General features: G+C 72.5%; 15 protein-coding genes. 12 read left to right on the forward strand and 3 right to left on the reverse strand.

The window, feature by feature from the left end; genetic code table 11:
• Window positions 1–621: 621 nt before the first annotated feature.
• Entirely contained in the window at window positions 622–1,410 is a 789-nt protein-coding gene (locus ACSNOG_RS05295) for a bifunctional DNA primase/polymerase (protein ID WP_436751345.1), read from the reverse strand.
• 1,093 nt (window positions 1,411–2,503) lie between these two features.
• Between ACSNOG_RS05295 and ACSNOG_RS05300 the strand changes: the two genes are divergently transcribed.
• The 3 genes from ACSNOG_RS05300 (at window position 2,504) to ACSNOG_RS05310 (ending at window position 6,302) form a co-directional block, all read left to right on the forward strand.
• A complete protein-coding gene (locus ACSNOG_RS05300; protein WP_436751346.1) occupies window positions 2,504–4,297 on the forward strand; it encodes a PP2C family protein-serine/threonine phosphatase in 1,794 nt (597 codons plus the stop codon).
• 168 nt (window positions 4,298–4,465) lie between these two features.
• Complete coding sequence (locus ACSNOG_RS05305) at window positions 4,466–5,926, forward strand: aminopeptidase P family protein (protein ID WP_436751347.1); 1,461 nt, start codon at window positions 4,466–4,468, stop codon at window positions 5,924–5,926.
• Between the two features lie 124 nt (window positions 5,927–6,050).
• Window positions 6,051–6,302 carry an SCO4226 family nickel-binding protein gene (locus tag ACSNOG_RS05310; protein WP_436751348.1) on the forward strand — a complete coding sequence of 84 codons (252 nt, stop codon included), beginning with the start codon at window positions 6,051–6,053 and terminating at the stop codon, window positions 6,300–6,302.
• 48 nt (window positions 6,303–6,350) lie between these two features.
• On the opposite strand, the gene ACSNOG_RS05315 is transcribed toward ACSNOG_RS05310, so the two are convergent.
• Window positions 6,351–6,827: an ATP-binding protein gene (locus ACSNOG_RS05315; protein ID WP_436751349.1), complete on the reverse strand. Its 477-nt coding sequence runs from the start codon at window positions 6,825–6,827 to the stop codon at window positions 6,351–6,353.
• A 222-nt stretch (window positions 6,828–7,049) separates the two neighbouring features.
• Between ACSNOG_RS05315 and ACSNOG_RS05320 the strand changes: the two genes are divergently transcribed.
• The 9 genes from ACSNOG_RS05320 to ACSNOG_RS05360 all read left to right on the forward strand — a co-directional run bounded on the left by ACSNOG_RS05320 (window position 7,050) and on the right by ACSNOG_RS05360 (window position 17,369).
• Window positions 7,050–7,883: a hypothetical protein gene (locus ACSNOG_RS05320; protein WP_436751350.1), complete on the forward strand. Its 834-nt coding sequence runs from the start codon at window positions 7,050–7,052 to the stop codon at window positions 7,881–7,883.
• Between the two features lie 178 nt (window positions 7,884–8,061).
• A complete protein-coding gene (locus ACSNOG_RS05325) occupies window positions 8,062–8,832 on the forward strand; it encodes a YcnI family copper-binding membrane protein (RefSeq protein WP_436751351.1) in 771 nt (256 codons plus the stop codon).
• Window positions 8,833–8,917: 85 nt separating this feature from the next.
• Window positions 8,918–9,571 (forward strand): SCO family protein, encoded by a 654-nt coding sequence (locus tag ACSNOG_RS05330; protein ID WP_436751352.1) that lies wholly within the window; start codon window positions 8,918–8,920, stop codon window positions 9,569–9,571.
• The gene (locus ACSNOG_RS05335; protein ID WP_436751353.1) at window positions 9,571–10,047 is read left to right on the forward strand and encodes a copper chaperone PCu(A)C; all 477 of its coding nucleotides are present in this window, start codon (window positions 9,571–9,573) and stop codon (window positions 10,045–10,047) included. The genes ACSNOG_RS05330 and ACSNOG_RS05335 overlap by 1 nt, the downstream gene beginning before the upstream one ends.
• A gap of 6 nt (window positions 10,048–10,053) precedes the next feature.
• A complete protein-coding gene (locus ACSNOG_RS05340) occupies window positions 10,054–11,997 on the forward strand; it encodes a copper resistance CopC/CopD family protein (protein WP_436751354.1) in 1,944 nt (647 codons plus the stop codon).
• Window positions 11,997–13,511, forward strand: a complete 1,515-nt coding sequence (efeB, locus tag ACSNOG_RS05345; protein ID WP_436751355.1) for an iron uptake transporter deferrochelatase/peroxidase subunit — start codon at window positions 11,997–11,999, stop codon at window positions 13,509–13,511. The genes ACSNOG_RS05340 and efeB overlap by 1 nt, the downstream gene beginning before the upstream one ends.
• 142 nt (window positions 13,512–13,653) lie before the next feature.
• On the forward strand, window positions 13,654–14,589 hold the full coding sequence (gene pheA / locus ACSNOG_RS05350) for a prephenate dehydratase (protein WP_436751392.1): 936 nt from the start codon (window positions 13,654–13,656) through the stop codon (window positions 14,587–14,589).
• Window positions 14,590–15,288: 699 nt separating this feature from the next.
• Window positions 15,289–16,566: a serine--tRNA ligase gene (serS, locus tag ACSNOG_RS05355; protein ID WP_436751356.1), complete on the forward strand. Its 1,278-nt coding sequence runs from the start codon at window positions 15,289–15,291 to the stop codon at window positions 16,564–16,566.
• Window positions 16,563–17,369, forward strand: a complete 807-nt coding sequence (locus ACSNOG_RS05360) for an HAD family hydrolase (protein WP_436751357.1) — start codon at window positions 16,563–16,565, stop codon at window positions 17,367–17,369. Before serS ends, ACSNOG_RS05360 begins: the two co-directional genes overlap by 4 nt.
• Here ACSNOG_RS05360 and ACSNOG_RS05365 read toward each other — a convergent pair.
• On the reverse strand, window positions 17,341–18,036 hold the full coding sequence (locus tag ACSNOG_RS05365) for a rhomboid-like protein (RefSeq protein ID WP_436751393.1): 696 nt from the start codon (window positions 18,034–18,036) through the stop codon (window positions 17,341–17,343). The genes ACSNOG_RS05360 and ACSNOG_RS05365 overlap by 29 nt on opposite strands.
• Between the last annotated feature and the right edge of the window lie 114 nt (window positions 18,037–18,150).

Consider the following 18,150-nt stretch of genomic DNA (forward strand, 5'->3'; position numbering starts at 1 on the left):
CCGCCGTCTCCCCCCGCATCGCGCCGTCGGCCGCCCCCGGGTGCTTCCCGGGGCGCTCCCCCCGCGCCGCCTCCGGCCCCGGCCCCGGCAGGCCCGCGGGCCCGGCCGTGGCGGCGGCCAGGGGCAGCACGACGGCCAGCGCCACGGCGCTCGCCAGCGCGACCATGCGGAGGTTGGCGCCCCGCGACTCCCCGGCCCGGTCATCGCTCCGACCGGGCTCCGCGGGCACACTCGACCCGCCGGACATACCTGATGTACCGGACACTTCGGGCACACCGGATGCAGACGCACGCTCCATGGGGACCACCTGAGACTCGCCGCGCGGACGCTGAATGGATCGCGGGGACGGCTGGGACGGGCTCGGGACACCCCGGCCTCGGTTCGACCGGGCCCGGCCGGCATCGCCCGGCACAGGCCCTCACCCCTGAACATAGCGGTCGGGACAGGGCTCGCCCCGGGGCCGCGCGGTGGAATCCCGCAGAACTCGGACGGGCTTACACCCGTACGAGTGAGAGCGCGTGCGTCTCCCGTCCGTACGCGCTCTCCGTGTGCTCGTACCAGCGCTTCCCAAGGCCTCTCACGGGCCCTCAGGAGCGCCCCGCCGCATCCCTGCGGTCAGGGTCAGTAGGCGAGCCGGCTGCCGCCGCCCGGCGTACCGGTACCCGCGCTCTCCTCGACGAGGACGTCGACCAGAGCGGACACGTCCGGCAGCCACGGAACGGTGGACCGGGTCGTACGTTCCCTACGCTCCGCGCGCTCCGCTCGATCCGCTCGGAACGTACGGATCCCGCCACCCGAGGCACCGTTGACAGATCCGGCCGGGCCGTCCTGTCCGGCGGGCTGCGGCGCCCGCTCCCAGCGCACCCGGCCCGCCCCCGTGGGCGAGGGCGGCAGGGCCACGAAACCGCCCTCCCCGTGGAAGAGCAGCGAACCGGGCACCCAGTCCTGACGGTGGAGCAGTTCGCCGAGGACCTCGAGCGAGTAGGGGGCCACGAGCAGGGCCCAGCGAGTGGGGGTGGCGACCACGGGGCCCAGGCGGATGCCCGCGCGGTCGAAGGCCGTCAGGGCGCGCGCGCCGGCGACGGCGGGCAGGCTCACCGCGCAGGGCGCACGCCCGCCCGTGGCGAGCACGACGGGTGCGTCGGGACGGTTGGTCCACCACCAGCGGACCATCCGGGCGTCCGTGGTGGCCGCCAGCAGCCCCGGGTCGAAGGGGTGGGCGCCGGGGGCCGCGCAGTCGGGCTGCGGGCAGCTGCACCGGCGCACGCGCCCGCCGTCGGGCCGCAGGCCCACGCCGGGCAGCACGGGCCACTGCCATTCGGTGGCATAGGCCAGGGCCGCGGTGAGGACCGCGGACCGGTCGCCTCGCCTGAGCGAGAGCTTGCGTCGCCTTCCGAGGATCTCGCGCATGAGCGCTCGTTCCTTTCCGTAAACGCCGAAGTCGGGACCCCTGCCGGTGGCAGGGGCCGGATCACGCTGATGAACTGCACGCATTACATGCACTGCTGAACCGCCTTGCGGCGGGCTTGCGGCCGCTCTGTGACCGCCTTACGGCTGTCTTGCGACTGCCCTACGGCTGCCCTGCGGCTTCTTGCGGATGCCTTGCGGCTGTCTTGCGGCTACTTGCGGCTGTCTTGCGGTTTTACGCGGCCGTACGGGTGGTACGGATGGAACTCGCTGCACTGCTGCGCCGAACGGCCCCACCGGCACGCCGGAGCAACGGGCCGGCGCACCGGCCGTGCCGCGAAGACCTCCGGGGCACTGCAAGGCTCTGCACGACCTTGCGCGGTCCTGCTGATCATTGCGCGGCACTGCGGACTGCGGCACTGCGGGACTGCCTACTGGAACTGCACCTGAACTGCACTCGGGCCGCGTCCGAACTCCATGGCACTACGGCCCGACATGGCGCGCCGCTCAACACGCCGGGGCTCTTTCCAAGCCGGCACACCACGTGGATCACTAGCCACTGCTTGTACAACGCAGCGCATCACGCCACGGGCCGAGCGTGAAACATGGCGGGGGGTGGCGCGCGTATGGCGCTTCGTGCTGAGCCTGTCGCCCCTCGCCTGCGGCATGGGTCTCCCCATCGCCCTCGGGTGCGGGCGCGGCCGTCGCCGGTTAAGACGCTCGGGCCCGCCGCCGGGTTCCGGGGCGGCCCCAACTGCCCCTGCCCTTCTTCGTGTACGTACCCACCGGTGTGGATATGACGCGCTGTCGAGCAACGTCAGTCGACCGCAAATCCATGGCCTCCGGACCATTTTCCGGCCAACTTTGAAACCCCATAGACACCACCAATCCCACCGGTTCAATGCTGGACATCTCCTTGCCCGGGCGTGTACATGTGGAGCACCGATAGCGCGCAACGCGACAGGGGGTTTGCGATGCTATTCATGAGAAAACACAGGTCAAGACGGTGGTCAAGAGGGAGCGGCAAAGTGCCGCGAGCCCTGGTGCCCACGAGTGCCCGGCCCCCCGCGCCGCGGCCCGGTCCGGGTAGCCGGCCATGACCACGCCCCACCTGCCGAAAGTGGCCGGAATCAATCCTCCGCTCTCCGCTCCCGCGCAGACTCCCGCCCCCGCATCCGCCGCCTCCTCAGCAGATTCCCTCTCCCCCGCTGCTTCCGAAGCCCTCGCAGCAGACGCCTCAGCAGGCGCAGGCGACTCCACGGACCCGTCCGCCGCTTCCGACTCCCCCGGTCCGTCCGGCTCCTCCGGCCCGGCGCTTCTCCCCGGCCCCTCCCTCCCCGCCCCCAACGCGCTCGTCCAGGACCGCCTCGCAGGCTGGATCTCCGACCTCACCACGCTCCAGGAGCTGACCGAGCGGCTCACCCGCACCACCACCCTCGACGCCGCCCTGCACGAGGCCCTGCGGGCGGGTGCGACGCTCGTGGGCGCCCGCCGCGGCCTGGTCACGCTGCACCCCGCCACGGGCCCCGGCCGCGACCACCCCGTCACCGTCGGCTTCGGCCTGGACCACGCGGACCTCGGCCACATCGAGACCATCCCGGCCTCGCCGGCTCCCGCCGTCCCGGCTGCCCCGGCCGCCCCGGCCGCCCCGACCACCGCGGTCACTCCGGCCGACCCGGCCGACCCGGCCGACCCGGCCGACCCGGTCACCCCAGCGGCCTCAGCTGCCCCGAAGACGGGCGGGAAGACCAGCGTCGAGGAGAGCGCCGAGAGGAGTGCCGAGGAGGCCGGGGAGAGAGGGGCGGCCGGCCCGGGCCCGTACGGCCGCCTGTTCGACGATCTTCCGCCGGCGGGCTCGCGCACGGGCACCGCCCACCCCGACGTCGCCTCCGACGAGGGGCTCGGCCCCCGTCACCGCGAGGTCGCCGCCCGCCTCGGCTACGGCGCGAGCTACGCCGTCCCCCTGGAGACCGAGCACGCGGGCCGGATCGGCGCGGCCGTCTGGCTGTACGACGAGCCGGCCGAGCCCACCGAGCGCCAGCGCCGCCTCGTCGGCCTCTACCGCGACCACGCCACCGAACACCTCGCCCGCCAGCTCGAACTGGCCGAGGCCCGGGAGGCCGTGGCGACGCTCCGCGAGGAGCTGCTGCCCAGCAGGCTGCCCCGGACGCCGGGCGTCCGGCTGGCCGTCCGGCACCGCACCGGTCCGCTCGGCGGCGGCGACTGGTACGACGCGCTGCCGCTGCCCGAGGGCGCGCTGGGCCTGGCCGTCGGCGGAGTCAGCGGCTCCGGTCCGGGTGCGGTGGCGGCCATGGGCCGGCTCCGGGCCTCCCTGCGGGCCTACGCCGTCATGGAAGGGGAGGATCCGGTCGCGGTCCTCTCCGACCTCGAACTCCTGCTGCGGCTCACCGAGCCGTCCCGCGCCGCGACGGCGCTCTTCGCGTACTGCGAGCCGTCCGAACGCAAGGTCCTCCTGGCGGGGGCGGGCCACTGCCCACCGCTGATCGTCGGCGACCACCGCGTCGAGTTCGTCGAGACGTCGCTGTCCGCACCGCTCGGGATGCTCGCCTGCTGGGAGGCGCCCAGCGTCGAGATCGAGCCCGCCCCCGGAGAAACGCTCCTCTTCTACAGCGACGGGCTGCTGCACCGCACCGGCCGGCCGATGGACCGGGCCTTCGCGCGCCTGCGCACCGCGGCGGCGGGCGCGCCCAAGGCGGCGCGCCGGGACCCGGAGGCCCTGGTGGAGCACGTGCTGCGCACGATGCTGCCGCAGGAGAACGGCGACGGCGCCCCGGCGCCGGGCACGTCCGGCGCCTCCAGGGCCTCCAGCGCCTCCAGCGCCTGGGACGGGAGCGAGGACGTCGTGCTGCTGGCCGCCCACTTCGAGTGACGGGGGCCCGCCTCGAGTGACGGGACCCCGCCCTTCCGGACCACGCCCCTCCGGTCCTGCCGCCTTCCCCTCCTGCCCCCTTTCCCGGTTTCCTCGGTTTTCCCTCGTAGTTTCCTCGTATTTCGGTCGCACATACGATGGAAAGCGCCCCGTCCGAGGAGGAGAGCAGTGACCGAGCAGCAGCCCGCGCCCGAGAACCCCGAAGGCGACGAGCCGATCAAGCAGCGGAAGAACGGCCTCTACCCCGCCGTCTCCGACGAGCTGGCCGCAAACATGAAGACCGGCTGGGCCGACACCGAGCTGCGCGATCTGCAGCCCGTCGAGCAGGCGCCGCACACGGCCCGCCGCCGCGCCGAGCTTTCCGCGCGCTTCCCCGGGGAGCGCCTGGTGATCCCGGCCGGGAACCTGAAGACCCGCTCGAACGACACGGAGTACAGCTTCCGCGCCTCGACGGAGTACGTGTACCTCACCGGTGACCAGACCCAGGACGGCGTGCTCGTCCTGGAGCCGACCGGCGCCGAGGGCCACCGGGCGACGATCTACCTGCTGCCCCGCTCCAACCGCGAGAACGGCGAGTTCTGGCTCGACGGCCAGGGCGAGCTGTGGGTCGGCCGCCGCCACAGCCTCTCCGAGGCGGAGCGGCTGCTGGGCCTGCCGGCCGCGGACGTCCGCGAGCTCGCCGACGCGCTGCGCGCGGCCACCGGCCCGGTCCGCGCCGTCCGCGGCCACGACGCCGGCATCGAGGAGGCCCTGAGCGACAAGGTCACCGCCGAGCGCGACGAGGAGCTGCGCGTCTTCATCAGCGAGCAGCGGCTCGTGAAGGACGCCTTCGAGGTCGGCGAGCTGCAGAAGGCCGTCGACTCCACCGTGCGCGGCTTCGAGGACGTCGTGAAGGTGCTCGACAAGGCCGAGGCCACCTCGGAGCGCTACATCGAGGGCACGTTCTTCCTGCGCGCCCGCGTCGAGGGCAACGACATCGGTTACGGCTCCATCTGCGCCGCCGGCCCGCACGCCACCACCCTGCACTGGGTGCGCAACGACGGCCCGGTCCGCTCCGGCGAGCTGCTCCTGCTGGACGCGGGCGTGGAGACGCACAGCCTCTACACCGCCGACGTCACCCGCACGCTGCCGATCAACGGCACGTACGACGACCTCCAGCGCAAGATCTACGACGCGGTGTACGAGGCGCAGGAGGCCGGCATCGCGGCGGTCAGGCCGGGCGCGAAGTACCGCGACTTCCACGACGCGGCGCAGCGCGTGCTGGCCGAGAAGCTGGTGGAGTGGGGTCTGGTCGAGGGCCCGGTGGAGCGCGTCCTGGAGCTCGGCCTGCAGCGCCGCTGGACCCTGCACGGCACCGGCCACATGCTCGGCCTGGACGTGCACGACTGCGCGGTCGCCCGTACCGAGACGTACGTGGACGGCGTCCTGGAGCCCGGCATGGTCCTGACCGTCGAGCCCGGCCTCTACTTCCAGGCGGACGACATCACGGTGCCCGAGGAGTACCGCGGCATCGGCGTCCGGATCGAGGACGACATCCTCGTGACCGAGGACGGCAACCGGAACCTGTCGGCGGCGCTGCCCCGGACGTCCGCGGACGTCGAGGCGTGGATGGCGTCCCTGAAGGGCTGATCGCTCCCGCTCCCGCTTCCGTGCGGTGCGGTGTGGCCTTTCCGCGGTCCCCCTGCAGTGGTCTGCAGGGGGACCGCGGCGCATCATGGCTCCATAGGGCGCACCCCAGGGAGGTGTGGGAGCCATGAGCAAGTTCATGGACGTCCATCACGGCATGAAGGGCATCACTGCCGATCAGCTTCAGGAAGCGCACCGCAGGGATCTGGCCATCGAGGCGGAGGAGGGCGTGCACTTCGAGCGGGCTTGGGCGGACCCGCAGTCGGGCACCGTCTACTGCCTGTCCGAGGCGCCCTCGGCGGACGCGGTCAAGCGCGTCCACGCCCAGGCCGGGCATCCGGTCACCGAGGTCCACCCGGTGCCGCTGACCGTCGAGTGACGGCCGCCGTCACGACGACCACTGGTACGGCTGCGGTAACGACCACCGTCACGATGCGCGCAGCAGGGCCGGGGCCCCGTCCTCTCTCCACTTGAGGATCTTGTCGAAGGTGACCACGGCCCCCTGGCGGCCCGGGCGGTTGCGCACGCGGACGTGGTCGGTGAGCGACTCGATAAGGAAGAGGCCCCTGCCGTGCTCGTCCTCGGCGGGGGCCAGGGGCCGCGGCGGCTGCGGGCGCTGCCGGCGGCGTTCGTGCGGGCGGGGCTGCTCCGGGAAGCCCGGGCCGGAATCGGTGACCTCGATCCGGCAGGTGTCGCCGTCGATGAAGGCCGTCACGAGATAGCCCGTGGAGGAGTCGCCTCCGTGCTCGACGGCGTTCGCACACGCCTCGCTCAGGGCGAGCGAAAGATCATAGGAGATATCGGGGTCGACGCCGGCCGTCTCCATCGCGCCGACCAGCAACCGCCGCGCGAGCGGAACGCTCGCGGCCTCCCGCCGCAGATGGAGTGACCACCAAATGCTCATGCTCAGCCTCCTGGCCGCGGCTCGACATACCGATACGTATAGCCAGCGCTGACACCCCGTAAGCCTCCGGAGCGTGTGAGACCGCTCATTCGGACGACGCGCCCGGTCGATGCATCGGTGTATGGCGGTGGACGGGAGTGCGCCGGTGCGCCCCCGCCGGGTGGAGAACGAGCGCCCCCTGCCGTAGGGGAGGAGTAAGCCCGGTGGGATGATGGCGCAGCCATGCCTCACCCCGTCGCGCGTGTCGGCGCCGATCTGCGACTGATCCGGGCCGCGGTGTTCACCGCGGTCTGTGTTCTGCTGTCCGCGGGCGGGCACGTGCTGGCGTCGTGCGCGAAGGTGCCGCTGTGGACCCTCGCGGCCGGCTTCCTGGCGGTGCTCGCCGTGACCGTTCCGCTGGCGGGACGGGAGCGTTCGCTGCCGTCGATCGCCGCGGGACTGGCGGCCGGGCAGCTCGCTCTGCACACGCTCTTCGGCATCGGCCAGCAGGGCGCCGGAGCGGCGCCGCGGCAGACGGTCACCGAAGGCCGGCTGATCAGCTTCGCCTCGAAGCTGGTCTGCAACCAGCCGCACCTCATGTCCCCGTCCGACGCCCGCCGCGTGATCACCGATGCGGGCCTCGATCCGGCCGTGCACCCGCTGCAGCAGTCGGAGGCGGCGGCGCTCGCCGGCGCGGGCTCCGGAACGCACTCGGGAATGTCCTCCGGGATGCCCTCCGGCTCGCTGCTCGACGCACTCCCCCTCTCGCTTCCGATGCTGCTCGGCCACCTGCTCGCGGCGCTCGCAGCGGGCTGGCTGCTGCGGCGCGGCGAGGTGGCGCTGTGGCGGGCGGTCGCGCTCTCGGAGCGGTCCGCGCGCGAGGTCGCGGAGACCTCTCTCGTACGGGCCCTGCGCACCGCCTTCGCGCTCGTGGGCACCCTGAGGGAGCCGGCTGCCGGCAATCCGGCGGTCGCCGGTTCGCGTCCGTCCGGGGACGAGGAGCGGCCCGCGACGGAACCGGCGCTCCAGCACTTCGTGATCAGGCGGGGCCCGCCGGCCCTCGCCCTCGCGGCCTGACGACGCGGCACTCTCTCCCCTCACCCCTTCGAGCAGCCGGGCACTTCCCGCTCCGCGCGCGCTCGCGCCCACCCGTACGCGGGGGCGCATCCCGGGCAGGAGGACGGGTCGCACGGTCGTCGCCCCCGCACGCGTGCCACCCCTCTTCACCGATCCCTCCTGCCTCTGGAGTGTCCCCATGAACGCCACGACCGCTCGCCCGAACGCCACGACCGCTCGCCGGCGCCTCCCCGTCATCGGCGCCGTCGCCGCCGGCGCCGTCCTGCTCCTCGCCGGTCCCGCCTCCGCGCACGTCAGCGTGCAGCCCGGCACCGCCGAGAAGGGCGGCTACAGCACCATCGCCTTCAAGGTGCCGAACGAGAAGGACAACGCCTCGACCGTGAAGCTCGAGGTCACCCTCGACGCCAAGCACCCGCTCTCCTCGGTGATGCCCCAGCCGGTCCCCGGCTGGGAGGTGAAGGTCGAGAAGAGCAAGCTGGACAAGCCGCTGCAGACGCACGGCAAGACGATCGAGGAAGCCGTCACCAAGATCACCTGGTCCGGCGGCAAGATCGAGCCGGGCCAGTTCCAGCAGTTCCCGCTGTCCGTCGGCAAGCTGCCCGAGGACGTCGACGAGCTGGTCTTCAAGGCGCTGCAGACGTACTCCGACGACGACGTCGTCCGCTGGATCGACCCGTCCAAGCCGGGCGGCGCCGAGGCCGAGCACCCCGCGCCCACCCTGAAGCTCGTCGCCAAGGCCGCCGCCGACGGCAAGAAGACGGATGCCAAGGACGGCGCCAAGGGCGACGGCAAGGGCGATGACAAGGCCGAGAACGCGTCCGCCAAGTCGGACGAGGGCAACGGCGGCTCCGACACCACCGCCCGCACGCTCGGCGTCGTCGGCATCGTGGTGGGCGCGGCGGGCGTCGCCTTCGGCGTGCTCGCCGGACGCCGCCGCTCGGCTGCCTGACGCACGGAAAGGGCGGGCGCCGGGCCCCTGACCGAGACCGGCGCCCCGCCCCGCACCACCCACCCCTCTTTTGGAGAAGAGCTCCATGCGCACCCGCATTCTGGGCGCGGCCCTGGCCACGGCCGCCGCGCTCACGCTGACCGCCTGCGGCGGCGGCTCGGACGACGGCGGCGACAAGCCCCTGGCCGACGTCTCCGCGGCGCCGAAGAAGGCCGCGATCACCCTCGACACCCCGAAGACCAAGCCGGACCTGGTCCTCACCGACACGAACGACAAGAAGTACGAGCTGGTCAACGCGACCAAGGGGCGCCCGCTCCTGCTCTACTTCGGCTACACCTACTGCCCCGACGTGTGCTCCACGGTCGTCGCCGACATCGCGGCGGCCGAGAAGACGCTGTCGGCGGAGGACCGGGAGAAGCTCCAGGTCGTCTTCGTCACCACCGACCCGGAGCGCGACACGCCCAAGCGCATGCGCGAGTGGCTGGACGCCCAGGGCGGCCAGGACGTCGTCGGCCTCACCGGTGACTTCGCCACCATCCAGGCGGCCGCGAAGGGCATCGGCATCTTCGTGGAGAAGCCGAAGAAGGAGAAGGACGGCTCCATCACCGTCAGCCACGGAGCCGAGGTGGTCGGCTTCTCGCCGAAGGACGACGGCGGCCACTGGATATACACCACCGAAACCACCAAGGACCAGTACTCCAAGGATCTCCCGAAGATCATCAAGGGGGAGAACCCGTAATGCGCAAGACCACCGCCGCCACCGCCGCCGCCCTGCCGCTCGTCCTCGCCGGAGGACTCCTGGCGCTCACGGGCTGCCAGTCCGAGAAGGACGCCCTGGCGTCCGGCAAGCCGCAGCTCTCGGTCAGCGGCGCCTACCTGCCGCAGCCCGCGATGACCGACATGGCCGCCGCCTACCTCACCGTCAGCAACGACGGCGACAAGGCCGACCGGCTCACCAAGGTCACCAGCCCGCTCTCCGGTGACATCACCATGCACACCACCGAGGGCTCGCAGATGAAGCACGCGGCCGCGCTCGGCGTGCCGGCCAAGGGCGAGCTGAAGCTCGCGCGCGGCGGCTCGCACCTGATGCTCGGCAAGCTCGACCACAAGCCGAAGGTCGGCGAGAAGATCGAGTTCACGCTGCACTTCGCCACCGCCGGACCGGTCAAGGTCAAGGTCCCGGTGGAGTCCACGACGTTCCGTCCCAAGGACTGACGTGCGATGAAGACCCTGACCGCCGGGCGGCTGCTGCCGGTCCTCGGCACGCTGTTCGCCGCGCTGCTCTGCGCGCTCGGGCCCGGGGCGGCCGGCGCCTCGGCGCACGCCGCGCTGACCTCGACCGACCCGGCCTCCGGATCGGTGGTGCCCGTCGCGCCGAAGCGCGTCGCGCTCACCTTCTCCGAGGGCGTCCTGCTGAGCGCAGACTCGGTGCGGATCCTCGACCCGCAGGGCAAGCGGGTCGACGAGGGCAAGCCGGCGCACGTGGACGGCAAGTCGAACACCGCGTCGGTCGGACTCGCGGGCGGAATCGCCGACGGCACCTACACGGTGGCCTGGCAGGCCGTCTCCGCGGACAGCCACCCGGTGGCCGGGGCCTTCACCTTCTCCATAGGCGCGCCGTCGAAGACGGCGGCGAAAGTGACGACGGCCCGGGCCGGCCCGGTCGTCGACACTCTCTACACCACGGGGCGCTACGCGGCCTATGCCGGTTACCTCCTCCTCGTCGGCGGCTGTGTGTTCGCGGGCGTGTGCCGCTCCTCGCGGCCGGTGCAGCGCATCGCGGTCGGCGGCTGGATCACCCTCTTCGCGGCGACCTCGGCGCTCCTGCTGCTGCGCGGCCCGTACACGAGCAGCAAGGGCCTCGGCGCCGCCTTCGACCTTTCCCTCCTCGGTGACGTCCTGGCGACCAAGCCCGGCGCGGCGCTGCTCTCCCGCCTGCTGCTGCTGAGCGCCGCCGCGGTCTTCCTCGCCGTGCTGTTCGGCTCGTACGCCCGCGAGGACGGCGACCGCACGGACATGGAGCGCCGTGACGTCGCCTACGGGCTCGCGATCGGCGGCGCCGTCGTCGCCGTCGGGCTCGCGGCGACCTGGGCGATGGCCGAGCACGCTTCCGCGGGCCTGCAGCCGTGGCTCGCGATGCCGGTGGACGTCCTGCACCTCCTGGGGGTCGGGGTGTGGCTGGGCGGCCTGGCCTCGCTGCTGGCCGTGCTGTGGGCGGGAGAGCCGATCCGGCGGGCGGACGTGCAGCGCTTCTCCCGGCTCGCCTTCGCCTCGGTGTGCGTGCTGGTGGCGACCGGCCTCTACCAGTCCTGGCGGCAGGTCGGCTCCTGGGGCGCGCTCACCGGCACCGAGTACGGCCGCTGGCTCCTCCTCAAGGTCGCGCTCGTGGTGGGCATGGTCGGCCTCGCCTCCTTCTCGCGGCGCTGGACGGGCCGCCTCACCGACCACCGCCCGGCGGCGAAGAAGCAGGCCCCGTCCGCCAAGCCGGTCCAGGCCAAGGCGGTTCAGGCCAAGGCAGCCGGGCAGAGTCGTGCCGCCAAGGCGGCGGGCTCCTCCCGGATCGACAAGGACACCTCCCCCGAGCGGGCCGCCCAGCTCGCACGCCAGCGGGAGGCCCTGGAAAAGGCCGCCGGGCAGCGGAAGCGCGACGCGGACGAAGGCCGCAGCGGGCTGCGGCGCGCCGTCCTGGCCGAGGCCGGGGTCGCCGTCGTCCTGCTCGCCGTCACCACCCTCCTCACCGGCACCCAGCCCGGGCGGGCCGAGACCGAACAGCGGCAGGCGGCCTCCTCCGGCGGCCCCCGGACCACCGCTCCAAACGCCTCGGGCCCGGCCGAGGTGAAGATCCCGTACGACACCGGGGGCACGAACGGGCGAGGCACGGCCGTCGTACGTATCGACCCGGCGCGCTCGGGCAACAACTCCCTCGACGTCTCCGTGACCGACCCGGCCGGCAAGGCCGTCGACGTACCGGAGCTGGAGGTGTCCTTCACCGAGACGCGGAAGAACATCGGCCCGCTGCGCACGTCTCTCCGGCGCGGCCCGGCCGGCCGCTGGCAGGCCTCCGGCTTCCAGCTGCCCATGGCCGGCGAGTGGCAGCTCACCCTGACCGTACGGACCTCCGACATCGACCAGATCACGGAGATCAGGAACGTGAAGATCAACTGATGACTGAACGATCCCAGGACGAAGAGAAGACCTCCGAGGGCCCGCAGGCCGGGAAAGCCAGGGAAGCCGCGCAGGCCCCGCAGGCCGGGAAGCCCGCCAAGGCAGTGAGAAGCGCAAAGGCAGTGAAGAGCGCGAAGGCCACGAAGGCCGCGAAAGCCGGCAAGGCCGTGAAGGAAGCCGAGGCCTCCACCGCGGCGGCCGCCACCCCGGCGGGAGGCACGGGTGCCGCGAAGGCCGGCCCCGGCCGGGGCGAGCAGCACGGCCGGCCGGCGCCGGCCCGCGGCGCGCACGGCGTCAGCCGCCGCCGGCTGCTCGGCACGGCCGGCGCCGCGGGCGCGGCCGGGCTCGTCGCCGGCGGGGCGGCCGGGGCGTTCGCCACCGAGACCGTACGCAAGGACCCGGCCCCGCTGAACGGCGTCGGCTCCGCGTCCAGACCCTTCCACGGCGCGCACCAGGCCGGGATCGCCGATCCCGCGCAGACGTGCGGCCATCTGGCCGCCTTCGACCTCGCGCCGGGCGCCGACCGCAAGGCCGCGGCCGCGCTGCTGCGGCGGTGGTCGGCGACCGCTGCCGACCTCATGGCCGGCAGGACGCCGAACGGCGACGACTCCGGTGTCGCGCTCGACGCGGGCCCCTGCTCGCTGACCGTCACCTTCGGCTTCGGCCGTACGTTCTTCGACCGGACCGGCCTCGCCGCGAAGCGGCCCGCCGCCCTGGAGCCGCTGCCCGCCTTCACCGCCGACGCGCTCGACCCCAAGCGCAGCGAGGGCGACCTGTGGGTGCAGATCGGCGCCGACGACGCGCTCGTCGCCTTCCACGCGCTGCGCCTGCTCCAGCAGCAGGCCGGGAGCGCGGCACGGCTGCGCTGGCAGATGAACGGCTTCAACCGGACGCCGGGGGCCACCGCACAGCCCATGACCGCCCGGAACCTGATGGGCCAGGTCGACGGCACCAACAACCCCAAGCCCTCGGACCCCGGCTTCGCGGACAAGGTCTACGTGCCGGCGGACCGCAGCGGCGCGGACGCCTGGATGGCGGGTGGTTCGTACGCGGTGGTCAGGCGCATTCGCATGCTGCTCGACAGCTGGGACCACCTCTCCTTGGAGCGCCAGGAGAAGGTGATCGGGCGCCGCAAGTCGGACGGGGCGCCGCTGTCCGGCGGCACGGAGACGACGCCGGTCGACCTCAACAAGTTCAGCGAGGACGGGTCGCTGGCGATCGCGGGCGATGCGCACATCCGCGTCGCGTCGCCGGCGTCCAACCGGGGCGCGACGATGCTGCGCCGGGCGTTCTCCTACCATGACGGCTTCCTCGATGACGGGGCTCCGGACGCGGGCCTGCTGTTCGTCGCCTGGCAGGCGGACCCGCTGAAGGGTTTCGTGCCGGTGCAGCGGAAGCTGGACCGCGGTGACGGTCTCTCCCGCTTCCTGCGGCACGAGTCGAGCGGCCTCTACGCGGTGCCGGGCGGCTGTGCGCCGGGCGAGTACGTGGGGCAGCGGCTGCTGGAGGGCTGAGGGCCGGCCGGGGCCCGGCCGTGCTCTCGCCACCGGGGACGCACCGGGCCCGCGCTCAGCGGGCCGGGCCCGCCACCGGGGCGCCCGGTATCGGGGCGCTCGGTATCGTGGCGAGTCCCCGGACGATCGAGGAGCCAGCGTGATGTCGGCCAGCCGCTATACCTATCTCGGCCCCGAGGGCACGTTCACCGAGGCGGCCCTGCGGACGCTGCCGGAGGCGGCGACGCGGGAGCTGGTGCCGATGGTGTCCGTGCCGGCGGCGCTGGACGCCGTGCGGAACGGCGAGGCGGCGGCCGCCCTCGTGCCCATCGAGAACTCGGTGGAGGGCGGCGTCACCGCGACGCTCGACCAGCTCGCCACCGGCACTCCGCTGATGATCTACCGCGAAGTCCTGCTGCAGATCACCTTCGCGCTGCTCGTGCGCCCGGGGACCGGGCTGTCGGACATCAAGACGGTGACCGGCCACCCGGTGGCCCAGCCGCAGGTGCGCAAGTGGCTCGCCGCGCATCTGCCGGACGCGCTCTGGGAGTCGGCGGCCTCGAACGCGGACGGCGCGCGCCTGGTGCAGGAGGGGCGCTTCGACGCCGCGTTCGCCGGGGAGTTCGCGGCGGCCACGTACGGGCTGGAGCCGCTGGTCACCGACATCCACGACGCGCAGAACGCGCAGACCCGGTTCGTGCTGGTGGGCCGTCCGGCGCGGCCCGCGGCGCGGACGGGCGCGGACAAGACGTCCGTCGTGGTGTGGCTGCGCGACGACCACCCCGGCGCCCTGCTGGAGCTGCTGCAGGAGTTCGCGACGCGCGGGGTGAACCTGATGCTCATCCAGTCCCGCCCGACGGGCGAGGGCATCGGCAACTACTGCTTCGCGATCGACGCGGAGGGCCACATCACCGACCGGCGCGTCGGCGAGGCGCTGATGGGGCTCAAGCGGATCTGCCCGCAGGTGCGCTTCCTCGGCTCGTATCCCCGGGCGGGTGTGGATCCGGCGGAGGTGGGCCCGGCGCGCTACGGCACGTCGGACGAGGAGTTCGTGACGGCGGCGGACTGGCTGGTGCGCTGCCAGGACGGCCGGGCCTGAGCGGGCCGCACCCGGTCCGGCCGCGCGTAAGCGGGAGCCGCCCCCGCAGTCCTGGGCGGCGTGGGAGTCGTTGATGTCCACGCCTCGACGGTAGCCGTCGGCGCGGACATCCCCAGAGTTATCCACAGGGGCTTCTCGACCTGGGGATAAGTCGACAGAGTGAGGGACCCGCTCCGCTCTGCGAATCGGTCAAGGTCGACAAATCGCTCTAGCCATAGGGCCGTCATCCACAGCACCTAGGTTCCCTCGATCGAGCTGCCCGCAGCTCCGACGTCAGCGGAATGTCTGCGAATAACCCTTTGGAGCGAGTCGATACCACCCGAATGAGTGGCTGGGCGAGGTTTGACCAAGGAATACACGGCGAAGGACAGAAGCGGACGGAACGTTCGATTCCGGCGTCCACAGATTTCACGCACAGCCTGTGGACAAAGAAAGTGGAGGAACCCCCTCCTGTGGACAAGGAGCGGGCCAACTCCCGCCACCCACAAGCGGATCAGGCACCCCGGCCACCGCTATGCCCTCTTTTCGGCAAAAGCGCAGCGATTCCCCGCGCGTCCGCTCCGACGGCTTTTCAGCACCTTCCCGATCACCCGCGGCTCTGATTATTCACAGCGCTTTCCCGATACCCAAAATGGGGCAAACCCACACCAAGAGGAATATGCCGTCGAGTGATCGCGTCCGCAACGGTAGCCTGGAGGGGTGATTGACCTTCGCCTGCTTCGTGAGGACCCCGACCGTGTGCGCGCCTCCCAGCGCGCCCGTGGAGAGGATGTCGACGTCGTCGACGCACTGCTCTCCGCCGACGAACGGCGCAGGTCGTCCAGCGTCCGCTTCGACGAACTCCGCTCCGAGCAGAAGGCGCTCGGCAAGCTCATCCCCAAGGCCGCCGGCGACGAGAAGGCCGCGCTGCTGAAGAAGGCCGGCGAGCTGTCCGCCGCCGTGAAGGCCGCCGACGCCGAGCAGGACGAGGCCGCCGCCGAGGCGCAGCGCCTGCTGCTGCAGATCGGCAACCTGGTCCATCCCGACGTGCCGCGCGGCGGCGAGGACGACTTCGTCGTCCTGGACACCGTCGGCACCCCTCGCGACTTCGCCGCCGAGGGTTTCGAGCCCAAGGACCACCTGGAGCTCGGCCAGTTGCTCGGCGCGATCGACGTCGAGCGCGGCGCCAAGGTCTCCGGCTCGCGCTTCTACTACCTGACGGGCGTCGGCGCCCTGCTGGAGCTCGCGCTCGTCAACGCCGCCATCGCCCAGGCCACGGCCGCGGGCTTCACCCCGATGCTGACGCCCGCGCTGGTCAAGCCCCGCGCCATGGAGGGCACGGGCTTCCTCGGCCAGGCCGCCCAGGACGTCTACCACCTGGAGAAGGACGACTTCTACCTCGTGGGCACGTCCGAGGTGCCGCTCGCGGCGTACCACATGGACGAGATCCTCGAAGCCTCGCAGCTCCCGCTGCGCTACGCCGGCTTCTCGCCGTGCTTCCGCCGCGAGGCCGGCACGTACGGCAAGGACACCCGCGGCATCTTCCGCGTCCACCAGTTCGACAAGGTCGAGATGTTCTCGTACGTCGCGCCGGAGGACGCCGAGGCCGAGCACGCGCGCCTGCTGGAGTGGGAGAAGCAGTGGCTGAACAGCCTCGAGCTGCCCTACCAGGTGATCGACGTCGCCACGGGTGACCTGGGCGCCTCCGCCTCGCGCAAGTTCGACTGCGAGGCGTGGATCCCCACCCAGGGCAAGTACCGCGAGCTCACCTCGACCTCCAACTGCGACGAGTTCCAGTCGCGCCGGCTGTCCGTCCGGCTGCGCGACGGCAAGACCGTCAAGCCGCTGGCCACCCTCAACGGCACGCTGTGCGCGGTGCCGCGCACGATCGTGGCGCTGCTGGAGAACCACCAGCAGGCCGACGGCTCGGTGCGCGTGCCCGAGGTGCTCCGTCCGTACCTGGGCGGGCGCGAGGTGCTGGAGCCCGTCGCCAAGTGACTGACGGCCTGCCCTACCGCCTCGTCGCGACCGACCTCGACGGCACCCTGCTGCGCTCCGACGAGTCCGTCTCGGAGCGCACCCGCTCCGCCCTGAAGCTGGCCACGGAGGCGGGTGCCGCGCACATCGTCGTGACCGGGCGGGCGGTCCCGTGGACGCGCCACATCCTGCAGGAGCTGGACTACCAGGGCCTGGCGGTGTGTGCGCAGGGCGCGCAGGTCTACCACGCGGGCGAGCACCGGCTGCTGACGTCGGTGACGCTGGACCGGCGGCTCGCCGGGCTGGCCATCGCCAAGATCGAGGCCGAGACCGGCCCGCTGCACCTCGCCGCGGGCCGTGACGGCCTCGACGGCGAGGTGCTCGTCACCCCCGGCTACCGCATCCAGGAAGGCCCCCTGCCGGCCGTTCCGGCCCACGACCGGGACGAGCTCCTGGCCGAGCCGCTGAACAAGCTCTACCTGCAGCACCCGGAGCTGGGCGACGACGCCCTGGCCGAGGCGGCACGGGTGGCCGCGGGCGATCTGGTCGGTGTGACGATGGCGGGCGAGGGCATCGTCGAGCTGCTGCCGCTGGGGCTGAGCAAGGCCACCGGCCTGTCCCTGGCCGCACGCCGGCTCGGGATGAAGCCCGCCGACACGATCGCCTTCGGCGACATGCCCAACGACATACCGATGTTCGGCTGGGCGGCCCACGGCGTGGCCATGGCCAACGCCCATCCGGAGCTGCGGGCCGTGGCCGACGAGGTCACCGGGTCGAACGAGGACGACGGGATCGCTACGGTCCTGGAGCGTCTCTTCGGCTGACCGGGCCCGAAGAAGGGGCGCCGGCCGCCCGCCGCAGGGCTTCGGGCACGCGCCCGAAGTCCCACACCGGGCGGCCGTGCGTGAACTGCTGGAAGCCCAGGCCGATGGCCGCGGCTATCGCGTGCCCCACGTCGGTGAAGGTGCCGCCCATGGCCAGGGGCAGCCCGAAGAAGAGCACCACTGCGGCGAGGTAGCACCACCGCCAGGGCCGCGGGATCCGGTAGGTGAGGATTCCGGCGGCGGCCGCGAGGCCGTACGAGACGCCTATGTCGACGACTCTCTTCATCGACCGCGGCAGCGAGTGGTCCTCGATGGACATCAGCACGATCTCCTGGCTGATGAGCGTCGCCGCCACGTGTGCGAAACCGACGGTGAAGAGCCACCGGGCGGTGCCGATCCAGCGTTCCACGTTCGCGTGCAGCCCTTCGAAGAGCGCGGCGTACAGCAGGAACGAGGCGGGGTTCTCGATCCAGAACCCGCTGATCAGGAGCGACTGCAGCGGGTGCTTGGTGAGCTGGTGGATGTTGCTGCTGGTGCGGTGCAGCAGGAACGTCTCCAGGTCCTGGCTGGCCGCCGCGATGACCAGGCTGGTGATGCCGATGACGAGCAGCCATATGTGCGTGCCCGGCGAGGAGCGGATCCAGGACCGGAGCCCGGAACGGGCCAGGGAAGCGGAGCGGGCGGCGACGGCCGGCCACCGGCCGGACGTGCCGGAGCAGCGGCGCCCTTCCCGTCCCCGCACCCTTCGACGGTAGCCGTGCGGCCCTCTGGCCGCCCTGTC

This window comes from Streptomyces sp. URMC 124, from assembly GCF_051386455.1.
In the GTDB taxonomy this organism is placed as follows: Bacteria; Actinomycetota; Actinomycetes; order Streptomycetales; family Streptomycetaceae; genus Streptomyces.

Bases quoted from the DNA above. Each gene is read 5' to 3' on its own strand.
- ACSNOG_RS05295 (WP_436751345.1), bottom strand. From the start codon at position 1,410: ATGCGCGAGATCCTCGGAAGGCGACGCAAGCTCTCGCTCAGGCGAGGC.
- ACSNOG_RS05300 (WP_436751346.1), top strand. From the start codon at position 2,504: ATGACCACGCCCCACCTGCCGAAAGTGGCCGGAATCAATCCTCCGCTC.
- ACSNOG_RS05310 (WP_436751348.1), top strand. From the start codon at position 6,051: ATGAGCAAGTTCATGGACGTCCATCACGGCATGAAGGGCATCACTGCC.
- ACSNOG_RS05315 (WP_436751349.1), bottom strand. From the start codon at position 6,827: ATGAGCATTTGGTGGTCACTCCATCTGCGGCGGGAGGCCGCGAGCGTT.
- ACSNOG_RS05320 (WP_436751350.1), top strand. From the start codon at position 7,050: ATGCCTCACCCCGTCGCGCGTGTCGGCGCCGATCTGCGACTGATCCGG.
- ACSNOG_RS05325 (WP_436751351.1), top strand. From the start codon at position 8,062: ATGAACGCCACGACCGCTCGCCCGAACGCCACGACCGCTCGCCGGCGC.
- ACSNOG_RS05330 (WP_436751352.1), top strand. From the start codon at position 8,918: ATGCGCACCCGCATTCTGGGCGCGGCCCTGGCCACGGCCGCCGCGCTC.
- ACSNOG_RS05335 (WP_436751353.1), top strand. From the start codon at position 9,571: ATGCGCAAGACCACCGCCGCCACCGCCGCCGCCCTGCCGCTCGTCCTC.
- ACSNOG_RS05340 (WP_436751354.1), top strand. From the start codon at position 10,054: ATGAAGACCCTGACCGCCGGGCGGCTGCTGCCGGTCCTCGGCACGCTG.
- efeB (WP_436751355.1), top strand. From the start codon at position 11,997: ATGACTGAACGATCCCAGGACGAAGAGAAGACCTCCGAGGGCCCGCAG.
- pheA (WP_436751392.1), top strand. From the start codon at position 13,654: ATGTCGGCCAGCCGCTATACCTATCTCGGCCCCGAGGGCACGTTCACC.